At 49.7% G+C, this 14216-nt stretch carries 11 protein-coding genes; 10 read left to right on the top strand and 1 reads right to left on the bottom strand.

Features of this window, described 5'->3' with window-relative positions:
• Positions 1-4: 4 nt before the first annotated feature.
• Both EJL91_RS10665 and EJL91_RS10670 read left to right on the top strand, forming a co-directional pair.
• A complete protein-coding gene (locus EJL91_RS10665) occupies positions 5-1423 on the top strand; it encodes a YfcC family protein (RefSeq protein ID WP_125141910.1) in 1419 nt (472 codons plus the stop codon).
• Positions 1424-1456: 33 nt separating this feature from the next.
• Positions 1457-2374: a DMT family transporter gene (locus tag EJL91_RS10670; RefSeq protein WP_125141911.1), complete on the top strand. Its 918-nt coding sequence runs from the start codon at positions 1457-1459 to the stop codon at positions 2372-2374.
• A gap of 164 nt (positions 2375-2538) precedes the next feature.
• On the opposite strand, the gene EJL91_RS10675 is transcribed toward EJL91_RS10670, so the two are convergent.
• Positions 2539-3885: a hypothetical protein gene (locus EJL91_RS10675; protein ID WP_125141912.1), complete on the bottom strand. Its 1347-nt coding sequence runs from the start codon at positions 3883-3885 to the stop codon at positions 2539-2541.
• Positions 3886-4104: 219 nt separating this feature from the next.
• Here EJL91_RS10675 and EJL91_RS10680 point away from each other — a divergent pair, with 219 nt between their 5' ends.
• From EJL91_RS10680 to EJL91_RS10715, 8 genes are all read left to right on the top strand, one after another.
• Positions 4105-5631 (top strand): DUF3794 and LysM peptidoglycan-binding domain-containing protein, encoded by a 1527-nt coding sequence (locus EJL91_RS10680; protein WP_423243435.1) that lies wholly within the window; start codon positions 4105-4107, stop codon positions 5629-5631.
• A gap of 217 nt (positions 5632-5848) precedes the next feature.
• Entirely contained in the window at positions 5849-7708 is a 1860-nt protein-coding gene (locus tag EJL91_RS10685) for an ATP-dependent nuclease (protein ID WP_125141914.1), read from the top strand.
• Positions 7709-7902: 194 nt separating this feature from the next.
• Positions 7903-8907, top strand: coding sequence for a peroxide stress protein YaaA (yaaA, locus tag EJL91_RS10690; RefSeq protein WP_125141915.1), 1005 nt, complete (start codon positions 7903-7905; stop codon positions 8905-8907).
• The gene (locus EJL91_RS10695) at positions 8907-10076 is read left to right on the top strand and encodes a cation diffusion facilitator family transporter (RefSeq protein ID WP_125141916.1); all 1170 of its coding nucleotides are present in this window, start codon (positions 8907-8909) and stop codon (positions 10074-10076) included. Before yaaA ends, EJL91_RS10695 begins: the two co-directional genes overlap by 1 nt.
• A 104-nt stretch (positions 10077-10180) precedes the next feature.
• Positions 10181-11686, top strand: a complete 1506-nt coding sequence (locus tag EJL91_RS10700; RefSeq protein ID WP_206429481.1) for a metallophosphoesterase — start codon at positions 10181-10183, stop codon at positions 11684-11686.
• 50 nt (positions 11687-11736) lie between these two features.
• Complete coding sequence (locus EJL91_RS10705) at positions 11737-12246, top strand: NUDIX hydrolase (protein ID WP_125141917.1); 510 nt, start codon at positions 11737-11739, stop codon at positions 12244-12246.
• Entirely contained in the window at positions 12218-12877 is a 660-nt protein-coding gene (locus tag EJL91_RS10710) for an HAD family hydrolase (RefSeq protein WP_125141918.1), read from the top strand. Before EJL91_RS10705 ends, EJL91_RS10710 begins: the two co-directional genes overlap by 29 nt.
• A gap of 2 nt (positions 12878-12879) precedes the next feature.
• Positions 12880-14073 (top strand): leucine-rich repeat domain-containing protein, encoded by a 1194-nt coding sequence (locus EJL91_RS10715; RefSeq protein ID WP_125141919.1) that lies wholly within the window; start codon positions 12880-12882, stop codon positions 14071-14073.
• The last annotated feature ends 143 nt before the right edge of the window (positions 14074-14216 follow it).

Raw genomic sequence — 14216 nt, forward strand, 5'->3', positions numbered from 1 at the left:
AGATATGAAAGCGGCTGCTGTAAAACAAAAACGGAGGTTTGAACTTCCACATCCATATTTGATTCTGATGACGGTAATGCTTTTGGTGGTTGTCCTCTCCTGGATTATTCCCAGCGGTGAGTATACCAGGGTTGCTAACGAGGCGACCGGTTACAGCGAAGTGGTCTCAGGGAGTTTTCATTTTGTAGAACAGGATAATCCGATCACTTTTCTGGGATTTTTCACTTCCATCAACGCCGGCATTACGGCAGCCATGGCCGTCGGTTCCCTGATTCTGATCATGACGGGCGCTATTGCCATTTTAGACAGCACGGAGGCCATGACTACAGGCGTAAAGGTTCTGATTCAGCATGCTAAGGGAAAAGAGTTTCTGATGATAATAATTTTTCTCTTTTTCTTTACACTGTTAGGCGCGGCGGGAATGGCGGAAAACCTTATACCGTTCATCCCTATAATGATAACGCTTGTTATCGGACTGGGGTATGACCGTCTGGTGGGAATCTCCCTTGTTATCATGAGTATCGGACTGGGGTGGACAGGAGGAATTGTCAATGTCTACACCACCGGCCTGGCCCAGCAAATGATAGGCCTTCCTATTTTTTCCGGCATTGGCCTGCGTGTGATAGCACAGATAATCTTTTTCCTGGTGGCGGTTGGGTATCTCTACTTTTACTGCCGCAAAATTAAAGCGGATCCGACTAAAAGCGTGGTAGCGCAGGAGTATATTTCTTCCTGTAATGAGGAGGAAGAAATCCTGCATGAAACGGTAAGGCTGACCGGAAGAATGAAGGCAGGACTGATTATTTTCTTCATTGCCCTGGTGGTTCAGACATATGGAGCAGTCAAACTGATGTGGAACTATAATCAGATGTCCGCTATTTTCCTGATTGCTGCAATCGCAATTGCAATTGCAGGGGGAATCAATATGAACAAGGCGTGCCGTCTTTTTACAAAGGGAGCGGCCGATTTGCTTCAGGTAGTATTTCTTATGGGACTTGCCCAGGCGGTTACGAGCCTGATGAAACAGGCCAAGATGCTTGACACTCTGGTCTACTATATCTCACAGATGCTGACGGATCAGGGGATGCTCGTTACCCTCCTGGCAGTATACCTGATTGTGATTTTTATGAATTTCTTTATTATTTCCGGTGAAGGAAAAGCGGTTGTGCTTGTCCCGATTCTTTCCCCGCTGGGACAGGTGCTCCATATTAACCAGCAGGTTCTGGTTCTTGCATATCAGTACGGCGACGGATTCACCAACATGCTTTATCCGACCAGCGGTTCTCTTCATGCAATGCTGGCGGTAGGAAATGTGACTTACGGACAGTGGGTTAAATTTTCCTGGAAATTGTGGACGCTTCTGTCAGCGGTAGCGTTTGGCATTATTCTCGTTGCACAGTTAATTAACTATGGGCCATTCTAATAGCGTTGTTTATTCAACCAGAGGGCGGCAATTATGTTAAAAGGAAAGTTATCCGGCTCATTACTTGTTTTTCTGGGCGCGGTATGCTGGAGCCTCAATGCCCCACTTGTGAAATTTGTGCAGCAGGACCTGGATCCCTTTCTGGTCTGCGGTCTGCGTTCACTGCTGGCCGGTATTGTCCTACTTCCGTTTTTAAGGCCGCGGAAGATGATTTGGAATCACTGGACCCTCATCTATATCGCTTCATTTGAAGCGCTGGTAACGGGAGTCATTCTGGCGCTGGATCAGACCTCATCCGCTATTGCCGTTGGAATGCAGTATACGGCTCCGGTCTGGCTCCTACTGCTGGCAGCGGTAAAAAAGGAACGGATCTATTGGAACAGTATTATACCGGTTATCCTGATACTGGCCGGAGTCCTGTTTTTTATGAGTACGGGATTTGGCAGCACCGGTCAGGGCAAAGGAAACCTGATCGCGCTCAGCGAGGGCCTGGCCTTTGCCCTGATGACGCTGAGCGCCAAACATGCATCGGGCGATTGCCCGCTTGGGCTTACCTGCCTTGCGTGTCTGTTTTCGGGCGTGTTTACTTTTATTTTCCTTCCCCCGTCTTTTTCCGATTTGCAGGAACTTACGGCACAGAACTGGATGGTGATGCTGCTTCTTGGAACGGTTCAGATGGGAGCGGGATATGGCTTTTATAATTTTGGCCTTCAACTGGTGAATCCCAGAAAAGCTTCGGTCATCGCTCTTTGGGAAATGATCCTGGGGCCTTTGTGGGTTGCCCTCTTTTTAAAAGACTATCCCACTCTGCCCGTGCTGATTGGCTTTTTTATCATTTTAGCGGGGATGTTTCTGGAAAATGTTCTTTCCATGCCGAATGTATATGCTGCCTGCGGTACAGGCATAAAAATGGCGTTAAAATGCAGATTTCATACAAAGAGAGGTGAATGACAAAGAGAATCGATATGAACCGGACAACTATTTATGCGAATTATATGAAATGACGGCGGCGTCAAGGTAAAGGAATGCCTTGACGCCGCCGTCTGCTATTTCTGATTTTATTACGATATGCAAACTGCCGTGCCTCTAGGGACGAAGCTTTTTAATGTGGCCTTTCACCCCTTAATTTTAAGACGGTAATGCTTGATCGGACGTCCCTTGCCGCCAAGGCTTTCCTGTCCTATCATTTCAGCATAGCCATACTGCAGGAGGTTAGTCAGGATCTTGCTTGCGGTTCTGGGAGAAATGCCAAGACTTTTCACTATTTGGGCGGCGGTTACCTCATCGGAACCCTCCAACCTTATCATGGAAGCCAGTTTTGAAATAGTTTCAACGGAAAGCCTGACGCTGCTGGCAACTTCCTTTAAATATTTACTGGATTCCGCGGGACGGGCGGCTATTTCTTCCGGGGACGCATCGAGGAGAAAGATATTTTCATTCTCATCCATCATAAAGCTGCCCTGGTCTTTTCCCAGAACTTTTTTACCATAGGCGGCTGCCTCCCATGCATTCATACGCGCCTGATTCAGCGTGGTGCCGATGCCATAGCTGATAACGCCTTTAAAGTTCATCTCCTGCTTCAGCAGGGGGTGGACGCCGCAGGAAGTGCAGTTGTCCGTCATTTTTTTAATCAGCATAGAGGTGGTGTAAATCTCGTAGCCGTTATAGCCCTCTTTGAGAATCAGACTGTTCATATAACGTTTGTTAAGCGTCATCACCGCCTGCTTAAGCTGGAACAGGCAGCGTTCCCTCTCTTCATTGGCTATGTCCCAGGTATCCTTCTCTACAGGTAGGATTACGATGGCTCCTGAGATATTTTCTTTCATGCGTTTCATTTCTATCTTCTGTCTCAATGCGGAAAAGGTGCGGTTCAGCTCTTTGATACTGGGATATACATAGTAAGAATCCACTCCATACAGTTCCCCCAGTTTCTGCACACTGTGAAATTGGGTGAGAATCAGATCCAGTTCATGGCATTCAAGCCTGCTTTTATATTTGTCCAGCAGTTCTTCTTCTCTTTGCTCCATCTCATCCCAGAGGCCCTCTTCAAGTCTCTCGCAAAACCGATCCGCCATAACAGCCAGTTTCTCCTCCGTCAGGGCTTCGCGGAGAGTATAACCTTCTTCCAAAAAATCGATGCCAATTCTGTTAACATCCGTCTGTTCGTTTAACATCATTAATTTCAGCAGCATTTGATAGACATGCTCTACCTCAATGTCAAAACACGCAGTTGGAATATTTTCTCCGTCCGGAATATAATGCTTCAGTGTAAGCCAAGGAACATATCCGCTCGTAATAAAACCGTCATACAGAGTTTTGGATTCAAGAAATATGGAGATCAGCTCGCTGAACTCGTTATATTCCCTGTAAGTGATGTCCACATCATCCCGGGAACTTCCCAGAATTTGTTCACAATATTGTTTGATACTCGGCTTTAGAAGCAGCATAATTCTGTAACCCATCTTTTATTTTCTCCATTTTTCAAATGATTCCGGACTATACCAGTCCATTATATGATAATTCATCCCAGAATTCAAGGTACCACTCCGCCGGTTTTTGAATATCCCTCTTTCCTGTTTGGAATAATGTCACGTCTGTCCGCATAAACTTTCATAAAGTTGTAGATATGGAAAGGGCAGGTGCGATCATTAATGATGGAGCTGATTAAGAAAAATATACATATGAACAGACAGAAAGGAAGCGCGGTATCCCAGATCACTCTGGACGACGATTTTATCGTTCCGGACACCATGGACGACGTATCCCAGGTCCTTCTGGACAATGGAGAGGTCCAGATTGAATCATCGAGAACCCAGGGCGATAAGGTTCTGATTAAGGGAAAACTGGCTTTCCGTGTGCTGTACAGAAAAGCAGAAGGAGGGCTTCAGGCGCTGGGAGGAGAGGTGCCGTTCGATGAGACGATCAATGTGCCGGACCTGGATGAGCATGACTATACCCAGGTATCCTGGACGCTTGAGGATCTGAACACCAGCATGATCAATTCCAGAAAGCTGAGCATCAAGGCAGTCGTGACTCTGGAAGTGCGGGTGGAGAATCTGTACGACGCGGAGGCAGCCGTGGACATTGAGACGGATGATGAAGAGGTAGAGGTATTAAAGAGAAGTATCGACGTGGCGGCAATCGCGGTCAGGAGAAAGGATACATACCGGATCAAGGAGGATATTCAGGTTTCTGGAAATAAGCCGAACATCGAGAGCATCCTGTGGAATGAGATGCGGCTAAGAGGCGTCACCTGCCGCCCCATGGACGGAAATATCCATCTGGAAGGGGAGCTGATGGTATTTATCATTTATGCCGGGGAAGGGGAGCATACGCCTGTTCAGTGGCTGGAGGAGAGCATTCCGTTCTCGGGTGATGTGGAGCTTGCGGAGGCGGAGGAGGATATGGTTCCGGCCATCGGCGTGAGAATCCTGCACCGGGGAATCGAGATGAAGCCCGACTACGACGGGGAAATGCGTGATTTTGAGCTGGATGCGGTCCTGGAACTGGATATGAAACTCTACATGGAAGAAAATGTGGAGCTTTTAAGTGATCTCTACTCCACCAACCGGGAGCTGATGCTGGATGGCGGGGAAGCCTGTTTCGACCGGCTGCTGACAAGGAACATCTGCAAATGCAAGGTGGCAGAGCAGCTTAAAATAAGCAAACCGGACCGGATTCTTCAAATCTGCCACAGCAGCGGCAGCGTGAAGCTGGATGAGGCGGAGCCGAGGGAGGACGGACTTCATATAGAAGGTGTTCTGGAAGTGAGTCTTCTGTACCTGACCGACGACGATACGGAGCCGGTGGGAGCAACGACGGAGATTGTACCGTTCCACTGCGTGGCGGAGGCCGACGGCATTAACGCGGACAGCATCTGGCAGATGAACCTTGGACTTGAACAGCTCACTGCCGTGATGCTGGGAGGGGATTCTGTGGAAGTGAAGGCGGTGATTGCCGCCGATCTGCTGGTGCTGCAGCCGGTGTGCGAGCCTGTGGTCACGGGCGTGAAAGTGGAGCCACTGGATATGAAGAAGCTCCAGCAGATGCCGGGTATTGTGGGCTACATTGTGCAGCAGGGGGATTCACTGTGGAAAATCGCAAAGAAATTCCATACGACTGTGGAAAACATCAAGGAAACGAACGGTTTGACGGAAGATGAGATCCGGCCAGGGGAAAAGCTGGTGCTTATAAAAGAAGTTCAGTAGCAGGACTCCCGGTAAAAACCGGGCGGGCGGCAGGGACCGGGATGGTTCCGCCGCCTTTTTCTGCTCAAAGCACATTGCGAACCTGCCCGGCTTAGAGTATACTAAAGCATAACTGTTTATATGTTTGGGAGGCTGTACGGCAGCGGGAAGAACGCTGCTGTCCATACCGCACTGAGCTGTGGACAATAACGGAAAAACGGCCGAAAGGAGGCAGAACATGCAGTTTATACGTCTCAGAATCAAAAACTATAAAGTAATCCGGGACATGGAGATACGTGACATGGAGAACGCCCTGATTCTGGTGGGAAAGAACAATACGGGGAAAACCTCCGTCCTGGACGCAATCCGTGTCATGGCGGGAGTGGAGGAGCTTTCAAAAGCTGATTTTAATGAGGCAAAGCAGAATGTGGAAATCGAAGTGACCCTGCAGATCACGGATGAAGACCGCAGGATGATGCACCAGGCCGGTATCGTGAGCCGCTATAAGCGCTTTGAGGTGTGGGAGAAGGAATTTTACAGGAAACTGCCGTCCTGCCAAGGAGATCTGCTGGAATTCACCTATACCGCCAATTATGAGGGGAAAATCCGCTATACGGACGGATTTAAAAAGGATAATCCCTGCATCCGGGAAGTCCTTCCAAGACTCCACTATATCAACACGGCAAGAGATCTGCAGATGTTCCAGAACGACCTTCTGCTGTTCCAGGACAACAGGATGATGAACCAGCTCCGATCCGGCCGCTGCCTGTTCGACGGAGCCAAGGAATGCAGGCACTGTTTCCAGTGCATTGGCCTGATTAATAAGAAGAAACCCGAGGAACTCGATGCCGCCGAGACGAGAAAACTTCTCGAATACAAGCTGTATCAGTCCAACATGGGAGACCTGGTGGAGCGGATCAATGAGAACTTCCATAAAAACGGGGGATATGACGATATCCTCTATGAACTGCGCTGTGATATCGACCGGCTGTTCCAGATTGAGGTAAAGACCTACAACAGCGAGCGCGGTGAGGTGGATACGGTTGAACATATGGGAAAAGGTATGCGCAGCATTTATATGTTGTCCCTGCTGGAAACTTATATCGAGGGGGAGAACCGGATACCGAGCATTGTCATCGTGGAATATCCCGAACTGTTCCTGCACCCGCAGCTCCAGAAGGTATCGAGTGAGATACTTTACAGGCTGTCCAAGAAAAACCAGGTCGTGTTCAGTACCCATTCTCCCCAGCTACTGCTGAATTTCACCAACGGCCAGATCAGGCAGGTGGTGCTGGACAGAGAGTATTACTCTGTGCTCCGGCAGAATACGGACATCGGGGAAATACTGGATGATCTCGGATACGGGGCGGCAGACGCGCTGAATGTGGACTTTGTATTTATCGTGGAGGGGAAACAGGACAAGAGCCGCCTTCCGCTGCTTTTGGAAAAATACTATTCCGAGGTCCACGACAGGGAAGGGAATCTCTCAAGGATTGCCATCATAACGACAAACAGCTGCACCAATATCAAGACATATGCCAATTTGAAATATATGAACCAGGTTTATTTAAAAGATCAGTTCCTGATGATCCGGGACGGAGACGGAAAGGATCCGGAGGAGCTGGCCGGAGAACTGTGCCGTTATTACGACGAGCAGAACCTGAGGGATGTGGACCGCCTGCCGAGGGTAAGACGGAAAAACGTCCTGATTCTGAAATATTATTCCTTTGAAAATTACTTCCTCAATCCGGAAATCATGGCAAAAATCGGAATTATAAAAACAGAGGAAGATTTTTATCATATTCTTTGGCAGAAGTGGACAGAATATCTCGGTCGGCTTCGTTCGGGCAGAAAGTTTGTCAGTGCGCTGGGACGGACTCCGGAATCGGAAGAAGACTTGAAAAATAATATGGAGCTTTTTAAAATTCATATGAGAGGCCATAACCTCTACGACATTTTCTACGGACGCTATAAGAAGAAGGAAAAACAGACGCTGAAACAGTATATTGAACTAGCTCCCAGGGAGGAGTTTTCCGACATACTGGACAGCATTGACAACTTCCTGTATTTTGACAGCCGGAAAAAAATGCCGGAATGAAAGTTGCATTTCAGGAGAAAATCCATATAATAGATTATAGCCAAAGCAGAGGAAGAGAGTAGCGCATCCGGCCGATGCTTTAGATAGATACAAGGCTCTAATGTGGAACTGCCGAAAGGCACCCCGGGGCTTTGGACGGTAACGGCACATTGCAAGGTGTTGTTACCGTTTACATACCCCCTTGGAGGAAGATGATGAATTACACATACCTTCTGCGGTGTTCCGATTCATCGCTCTACTGCGGGTGGACAAACCATCTGGAGGAGCGGCTGAAGACACATAACGCGGGAAAAGGCGCCAAATATACGAAGAGCAGGCGGCCGGTCACGCTGGCCTATTATGAGGCCTGGGAAACAAAAGAGGAAGCCATGAAGCGGGAGGCGGCAATTAAAAAGATGACAAAGAGAGAAAAAGAAGCTCTGGCTGCAGAGCTTCGCATTATTATATCTCCGGCAAAGAAAATGCAGGTTAAGGCGGATGAGCTGCCCTGGAAAAATATGCCTGTGCTGATAGAGAAGACGGAAGCGCTGAAAGAGAAGCTGCAGTCCTTTACGGAGCCTGAGCTTAAGAAACTGTTTGCGGCAAATGACGCAATCACCCATCAGAACTATCTGCGCTACCGTGATATGGACCTGAGAAGGAATATGACGCCGGCGGCGCTCTCCTATGTGGGGATCCAGTATCAGTATATGGCGCCTCAGATATTTTCTGAGGCCCAGTGGGAGTACATATGCCGCCATCTGCGTATCCTGAGCGGTTTTTACGGCATTCTGAGGGCCGACGACGCGGTTGTGCCATACCGCCTGGAGATGCAGGCAAAACTCCCGACAGAGGGAGCAAAGGACCTTTACGGCTATTGGAGGGATGAACTTTACAGGGAGTTGTACCGCCTGGAGAAGGGCGCGGGACGCGTTAAAGTGCTCAATCTGGCGTCGAAAGAGTACAGCAGCGCCGTGGAACCGTGGCTGAAACCGGAGGATGAGTTTGCCACCTGTATTTTTGGAACCATGAAAGACGGGAAGGTTAAAGTGAAGGCGACGGAGGCAAAGATGGCCAGAGGTGAGATGGTCCGCTTTCTGGCAGAACGGAATGCCATGGGATTTGAGACGGTGAAACAGTTTGACCGCCTCGGTTTTTCCTATGCACCGGAATTGTCCGATGGGAGCCGGTTCGTATTTTTAAAGAACGAGGTTGAGTAATGATTAAATTTCTTATTAAACGATTTATAAAGGATTCCGATAACATAAAAGACCCCGCGGTGAGACGTATGTACGGCTCGCTTTGCAGTTCCGTGGGTATCGGGCTCAATATCTGCCTGTTTATCGGAAAATATCTGGCTGGCGTTTTAAGCGGATCCATCGCTATTATGGCCGATGCCTTCAATAACCTGTCGGATGCGGGTTCCTCCCTCATCACACTGATTGGGTTCAAATTTGCGGGCATGAAGCCGGACGCGGAGCATCCCTTCGGCCATGGGAGGATTGAGTACATATCGGGACTTGCCGTCTCGGCTGCAATCATCCTGATGGGCGTGGAGCTGGCTAAATCGTCTGTGTCTAAGATCATGTCACCCGCCCCTGTTGAGATGAATATGACGGCAATCGTGATTCTGGCGGTTTCTGTGTGCGTGAAGCTTTATATGTGCAGCTATAACCGGTTTGTCGGCAGGAAGATAGACTCCGCCGCGATGAAAGCGACGGCCACGGACAGCCTGAGCGATGCGGTGGCTACCTCCGTCGTGCTCCTGGCTATGCTGGTGCTCAAATTTACCGGCGTGAATGTGGATGGCTGGTGCGGAGCCATGGTGGCTCTGTTCATCCTCTATGCAGGCTACAGTGCGGCAAAGGATACGCTGAGCCCGCTCCTGGGCCAGCCGCCGGAGGAGGAGCTGATCAACCAAATCCGGGACATTGCGCTGTCCCACAGCGAGATTGTGGGAATCCACGATCTGGTGGTACACGATTACGGCCCGGGCAGACTGATGATTTCCTTCCACGGCGAAGTTCCGGGAGACGGAAATATTTTTGAACTTCACGATGTGATAGACCAGGCGGAAAAAGAGTTAAAAGAAAAGCTGGGCTGCGACGCCGTCATCCATATGGACCCGATTGCCACCAACGACGATGAGGTAAGGCTCGTCAAACAGTGTGTGGCGGAACTGGTCAAAGAAATAAACGGGGACTTATCCATCCACGATTTCAGGATGGTCAAGGGTCCCACCCATACGAACCTGATTTTTGACGTGGTGGTTCCGTTCCAGTTAAAGCTGTCGGATCGGGAAGTGACCGAAGAAATTACAAGAAGAGTACGGGAAAAGTGGGAAAACTACTACGCGGTAATCGAGATTGATCACAGCTATGTGCTGTAGACCTGCCGTTGCGTTGCACGGCGGTTGTCCCGCGAGGTGTTTTTACACTTTTCCGTGTGAAAATTCCGAGATAAACGGTAAGCTCAGGAAAGGAAAAGGTCGAGATGATGAAATACAGAAAATGGATGGCTGTCCTGGCTGCCTTTTGCGTTGCAGGAACGGCTGCAGGCTGCGGTTCCCGGACTTCGGACACGCCTTCCGTATCGGAGGAGAGCGGGAGCGTCCAGGAACCGTCGGGCACGGAAGCAGAGAAGACGACAGAGGAGTCCCGGGAAGAGACGGAACGCTTTGAGTCGTGGGAACATGAGGAAACAGAGGCCGGGACCCGGGAAGAGGAGACAAAAGAGACGCTGCCCGGAGACAGTGATACATTCGTGCAGCAGAAGATCGTTGTTGCGACCGACCTTCATTATCTGGCGGAAAAACTTGCTGGAAACAGATGCCAGAGCTTTATGGCCGCCGTGGAATCGAGCGACGGCCGTGTGCTTCAGTACGGCTGGGAGATTCTCGATGCGTTCCTCGATGATGTGATCGAGGAGGATCCGGACTTGGTCATCCTCACTGGAGACCTGACGCTGAATGGAGAAAAAGAGAGCCACGAGGAGCTGGCCGAAAAGCTGGAGACGCTATCGGAGCATGGCATAGAGGTGGCCGTGATTCCGGGAAACCATGATATCAATAATCATTATGCAAGAAAGTTCACCTCGGACGGCACTGTGAAGACAGACGTAATTACTGCGGATGAATTCAGCAGCATCTACGCAGACTATGGTTATGTGGCGGCGGACGACCGGGATCCGGCTTCCCTCAGCTATCTGTATAAGCTGGATGATTACTACTGGCTTCTGATGCTGGATTCCTGCCAGTATGATCCGGTCAACCAGGTCGGCGGAATGATCCGCAGGGAGACATACGAATGGATGGAAAAGCAGTTGGAAGCCGCCTGGGAGGAAGGAGCCCAGGTTATTACGGTGAGCCACCACAACCTGTTTGACCAGAGCGGTGTGAGCCGTGAATTCTATGACAACTGTACGATAGAGCACAACGAAGAGCTGGTGGGTATGCTCTATGACTACGACGTCCGTCTCCATCTCAGCGGGCATCTTCATCTGCAGCATTATAAAGAGGATGAAGACAGCGGAATCAGTGAGATTGTGACGGGATCCCTTGTGATGGCCCCGTGCCAGTACGGCTTGATGAAAATCTGGAACAGCGGCGACATCCAGTATGATGCAAAATCGGTGGATGTGGACGGCTGGGCAAAGAGGAATTCTTATAAAAACAGGGACTTATCGGATTTTAAAACCTTCAGTGAGAACTTTTTAAATCAGGTTACATACAGGAATGCGGTCCTGGATCTCAGAAAACATACGCTGGAGCGTAAACTGTTCTTCAGCGATGAGAAGATTGACGAGATGGCCAGGTTCTATGCAAGGCTCTGTGTTTATTACTATGGCGGCAGGATGTTTGAGATTGCGGATCAGGTTAAGAATGAGAAGGCATATCAGTATTGGAATGAGATTGACTATGTCAGCGACTTAAGTGACTTCCTGAGGAATATCCTGGAGGACGATGCGAAGGATTTCTCGCACCTCACGGTACATTATTAAGCCGCTGTTCCCGCGGGGCGGATTACAGCAGAAAAAGGACGGAATCAATTATGCAGGAAAAAAGGAAATCGGAGCTGACAACGCTCTGTTATATTGAAAAAGACGGCTGCTATCTGATGCTGCACCGTGTGAAGAAAGAAAAAGATGTTAATAAGGATAAATGGATCGGCGTAGGCGGCCATTTTGAAAAGGATGAGAGTCCGGAGGAATGCATTCTGCGCGAAGCGAAGGAGGAGACAGGACTGACCCTGACCTCATGGAAATTCAGGGGAATCCTGACCTTCATCGCAGAAGGGTGGCCGACGGAATATATCTGCCTGTTCACGGCCCACGGATTTACCGGTGAACTTAAAGCGTGCGATGAGGGGACGCTTGAATGGGTGAAAAAGGAAGATGTATTTAAACTGAACCTTTGGGAGGGAGACAAAATCTTCCACAGGCTCCTTTTGGAGAGAGATGACTTTTTCTCGCTGAAGCTTAAGTACGATGGGGATGAACTGAAGGAGTGGGTTCTGGACGGAGGACAGCAAGATGACGCAGGTAAAAGCGGTACTCTTTGATATGGATGGGCTGATGTTCGACACAGAGTGCCTCGCGTCGGATTTCTGGAAACAGGCCGGAGCCGAGGCGGGAGTCGCCATCAGCGAGGAGTTCCTGATCTACAGCCGCGGCAGCCGCAGCCAGGAGATGGAGCGGCTGTTCTGCCGCTGTCACGGTGAACATATGGATTTTAAGGGGATTCGGAGACGGAAGAGAGAGCTTCTCATCCACTATCTGGATACGCATGAGATACCGGTCAAACCGGGACTTTACACACTTCTTGAATGGCTTAAGAAACATCATTATAAGATCTGGCTGACCACGTCCACCGAGAGCAGCAGGGCGCTCCGGTATGTGGAGTCGGCCGGAGTAAAGGATTATTTCGATGGCTTTGTCTGCGGGGATATGGTGGAGCATGCCAAACCGGATCCCGAGATTTTCCTGAGAGCGGCCGGCGCAGCGGGAGTTTCTCCGTCGGAATGCGTTGTCCTGGAGGACAGCTTCAACGGTATCAGGGCGGCCATAGACGGAGGTTTTATTCCGGTCATGGTGCCCGATCTGATGCAGCCCACGCAGGAGCTTTTACTTAAGCTGGCGGCGAAGCCGGAAACACTGGAAGGAGTTATTGACTTTCTGGAACGGAGAATATAAGAATGGAACTGAAATGCCTTTATGAAGAAAATGGAGATTCCGTCAAAATATTAAGATGCTACGGGGAGTGCAGCCAGATTGTGCTCCCTGAAACTATTTCCGGCAGGAAGGTGACGGAACTGGGAGATTACATCTTTTCCGGGGATATGCGCGGGACGCCTGCAGGGAAACTGTGGGATGCGGAGGAGGAACCGGGAAACGCGGCTGGAACCGGCGCGGGCGGATTGTCGGGAAGTGCCTCTGGAGCCGGTGCAGGCGGCAGTATGGAAAGTCCGGTTATCAATACGGCCGGACTGCCGGCAGCCTGCGGTGAGCGCCTTAAGGAAATCCACCTTCCTTCCGGCATACGCAAAATCGGCCGATATGCATTCTATAACTGTTACGGCCTTAAAAAGCTTTCGATATATTCCACAATTTCAGACATCGGAGCCGGAGCCTTTAACGGCTGCCGGAAGATCGAGGAGCTGGACATCGGTGTTGTGAAGGGGGAACGCTCATGCCTGAAAGAAGTTCTGGCGGAGCTGAATGAATCGCTGACCGTAGATTACAGGCAGCTTGAGAAAGACGCGGACGGGCAGCTTGGGTGCACGGGACGCGCCAGTCTCTTTTTCCCTGTATTTTATGAGGAGGCGGTGGAGAACACGCCGGCCAGGATTCTGGAAACCCATGTGCACGGCTGCGGGCACCGCTACCGTTATGCGTTCGAAGGGACGGAGTTTAAGTTCCGTGAATACGACAGCCTGTTTATCCATGCAAAGATCCAGGAACCGCCCGCGAGAGCGGCGGCCCTTGCGATGGGACGTCTCCGCTTTCCGCTGGAACTGACGGAAAAAGCCTCACTGATGTACAGGGAATACCTGATCCTTCATCCCGAAGAGGCGGCAGCCTGTCTTCTGAAAAAGGACAGTATGGACGAATGGAAATGGTTTGTAGGTGAATTTTTACCGTCTGAAGGGGAAAATGATGAAAAAAGGATAAAGGTTGAGCACGCGACTGCGGGTTGTTTGGGGAACGAGGGTTATGCAGTGCGTGCTCGCGAGGAATATTCCGATATAAAGAAACCGGCTTTGGGGAAAACCGGCTTTGATAAACTGATTCATGCCTCAAACCGGGCCGGCCGTACGGATGTCATAAGTTTTCTTATGAACGCCTCTTACCGGGCCTATCCTCCTGAGAGGAAAAAATTTGAGTTATAAAGCCGAAAAAAATGTATCATTTTTGTTCTTTAACTTGATTATATAACATGGTTCGTATATAATCAAATTTATATAATAAAATAATAGTTATTAATTTTTCGTTATAGAGGGCGGAACCGGAAAACCAATAAAAACAGAGCGGA

Source organism: Clostridium transplantifaecale (genome assembly GCF_900626075.1).
GTDB lineage: Bacteria > Bacillota > Clostridia > Lachnospirales > Lachnospiraceae > Otoolea > Otoolea transplantifaecalis.

What these genes read in the sequence shown, in the direction of transcription:
- EJL91_RS10680 (WP_423243435.1), top strand. Translation starts at nt 4,105, where the DNA reads ATGAACAGACAGAAAGGAAGCGCGGTATCCCAGATCACTCTGGACGAC.
- EJL91_RS10700 (WP_206429481.1), top strand. Translation starts at nt 10,181, where the DNA reads ATGATGAAATACAGAAAATGGATGGCTGTCCTGGCTGCCTTTTGCGTT.
- EJL91_RS10665 (WP_125141910.1), top strand. Translation starts at nt 5, where the DNA reads ATGAAAGCGGCTGCTGTAAAACAAAAACGGAGGTTTGAACTTCCACAT.
- EJL91_RS10675 (WP_125141912.1), bottom strand. Translation starts at nt 3,885, where the DNA reads ATGGGTTACAGAATTATGCTGCTTCTAAAGCCGAGTATCAAACAATAT.
- EJL91_RS10715 (WP_125141919.1), top strand. Translation starts at nt 12,880, where the DNA reads ATGGAACTGAAATGCCTTTATGAAGAAAATGGAGATTCCGTCAAAATA.
- EJL91_RS10695 (WP_125141916.1), top strand. Translation starts at nt 8,907, where the DNA reads ATGATTAAATTTCTTATTAAACGATTTATAAAGGATTCCGATAACATA.
- yaaA (WP_125141915.1), top strand. Translation starts at nt 7,903, where the DNA reads ATGAATTACACATACCTTCTGCGGTGTTCCGATTCATCGCTCTACTGC.
- EJL91_RS10705 (WP_125141917.1), top strand. Translation starts at nt 11,737, where the DNA reads ATGCAGGAAAAAAGGAAATCGGAGCTGACAACGCTCTGTTATATTGAA.
- EJL91_RS10685 (WP_125141914.1), top strand. Translation starts at nt 5,849, where the DNA reads ATGCAGTTTATACGTCTCAGAATCAAAAACTATAAAGTAATCCGGGAC.
- EJL91_RS10670 (WP_125141911.1), top strand. Translation starts at nt 1,457, where the DNA reads ATGTTAAAAGGAAAGTTATCCGGCTCATTACTTGTTTTTCTGGGCGCG.
- EJL91_RS10710 (WP_125141918.1), top strand. Translation starts at nt 12,218, where the DNA reads ATGACGCAGGTAAAAGCGGTACTCTTTGATATGGATGGGCTGATGTTC.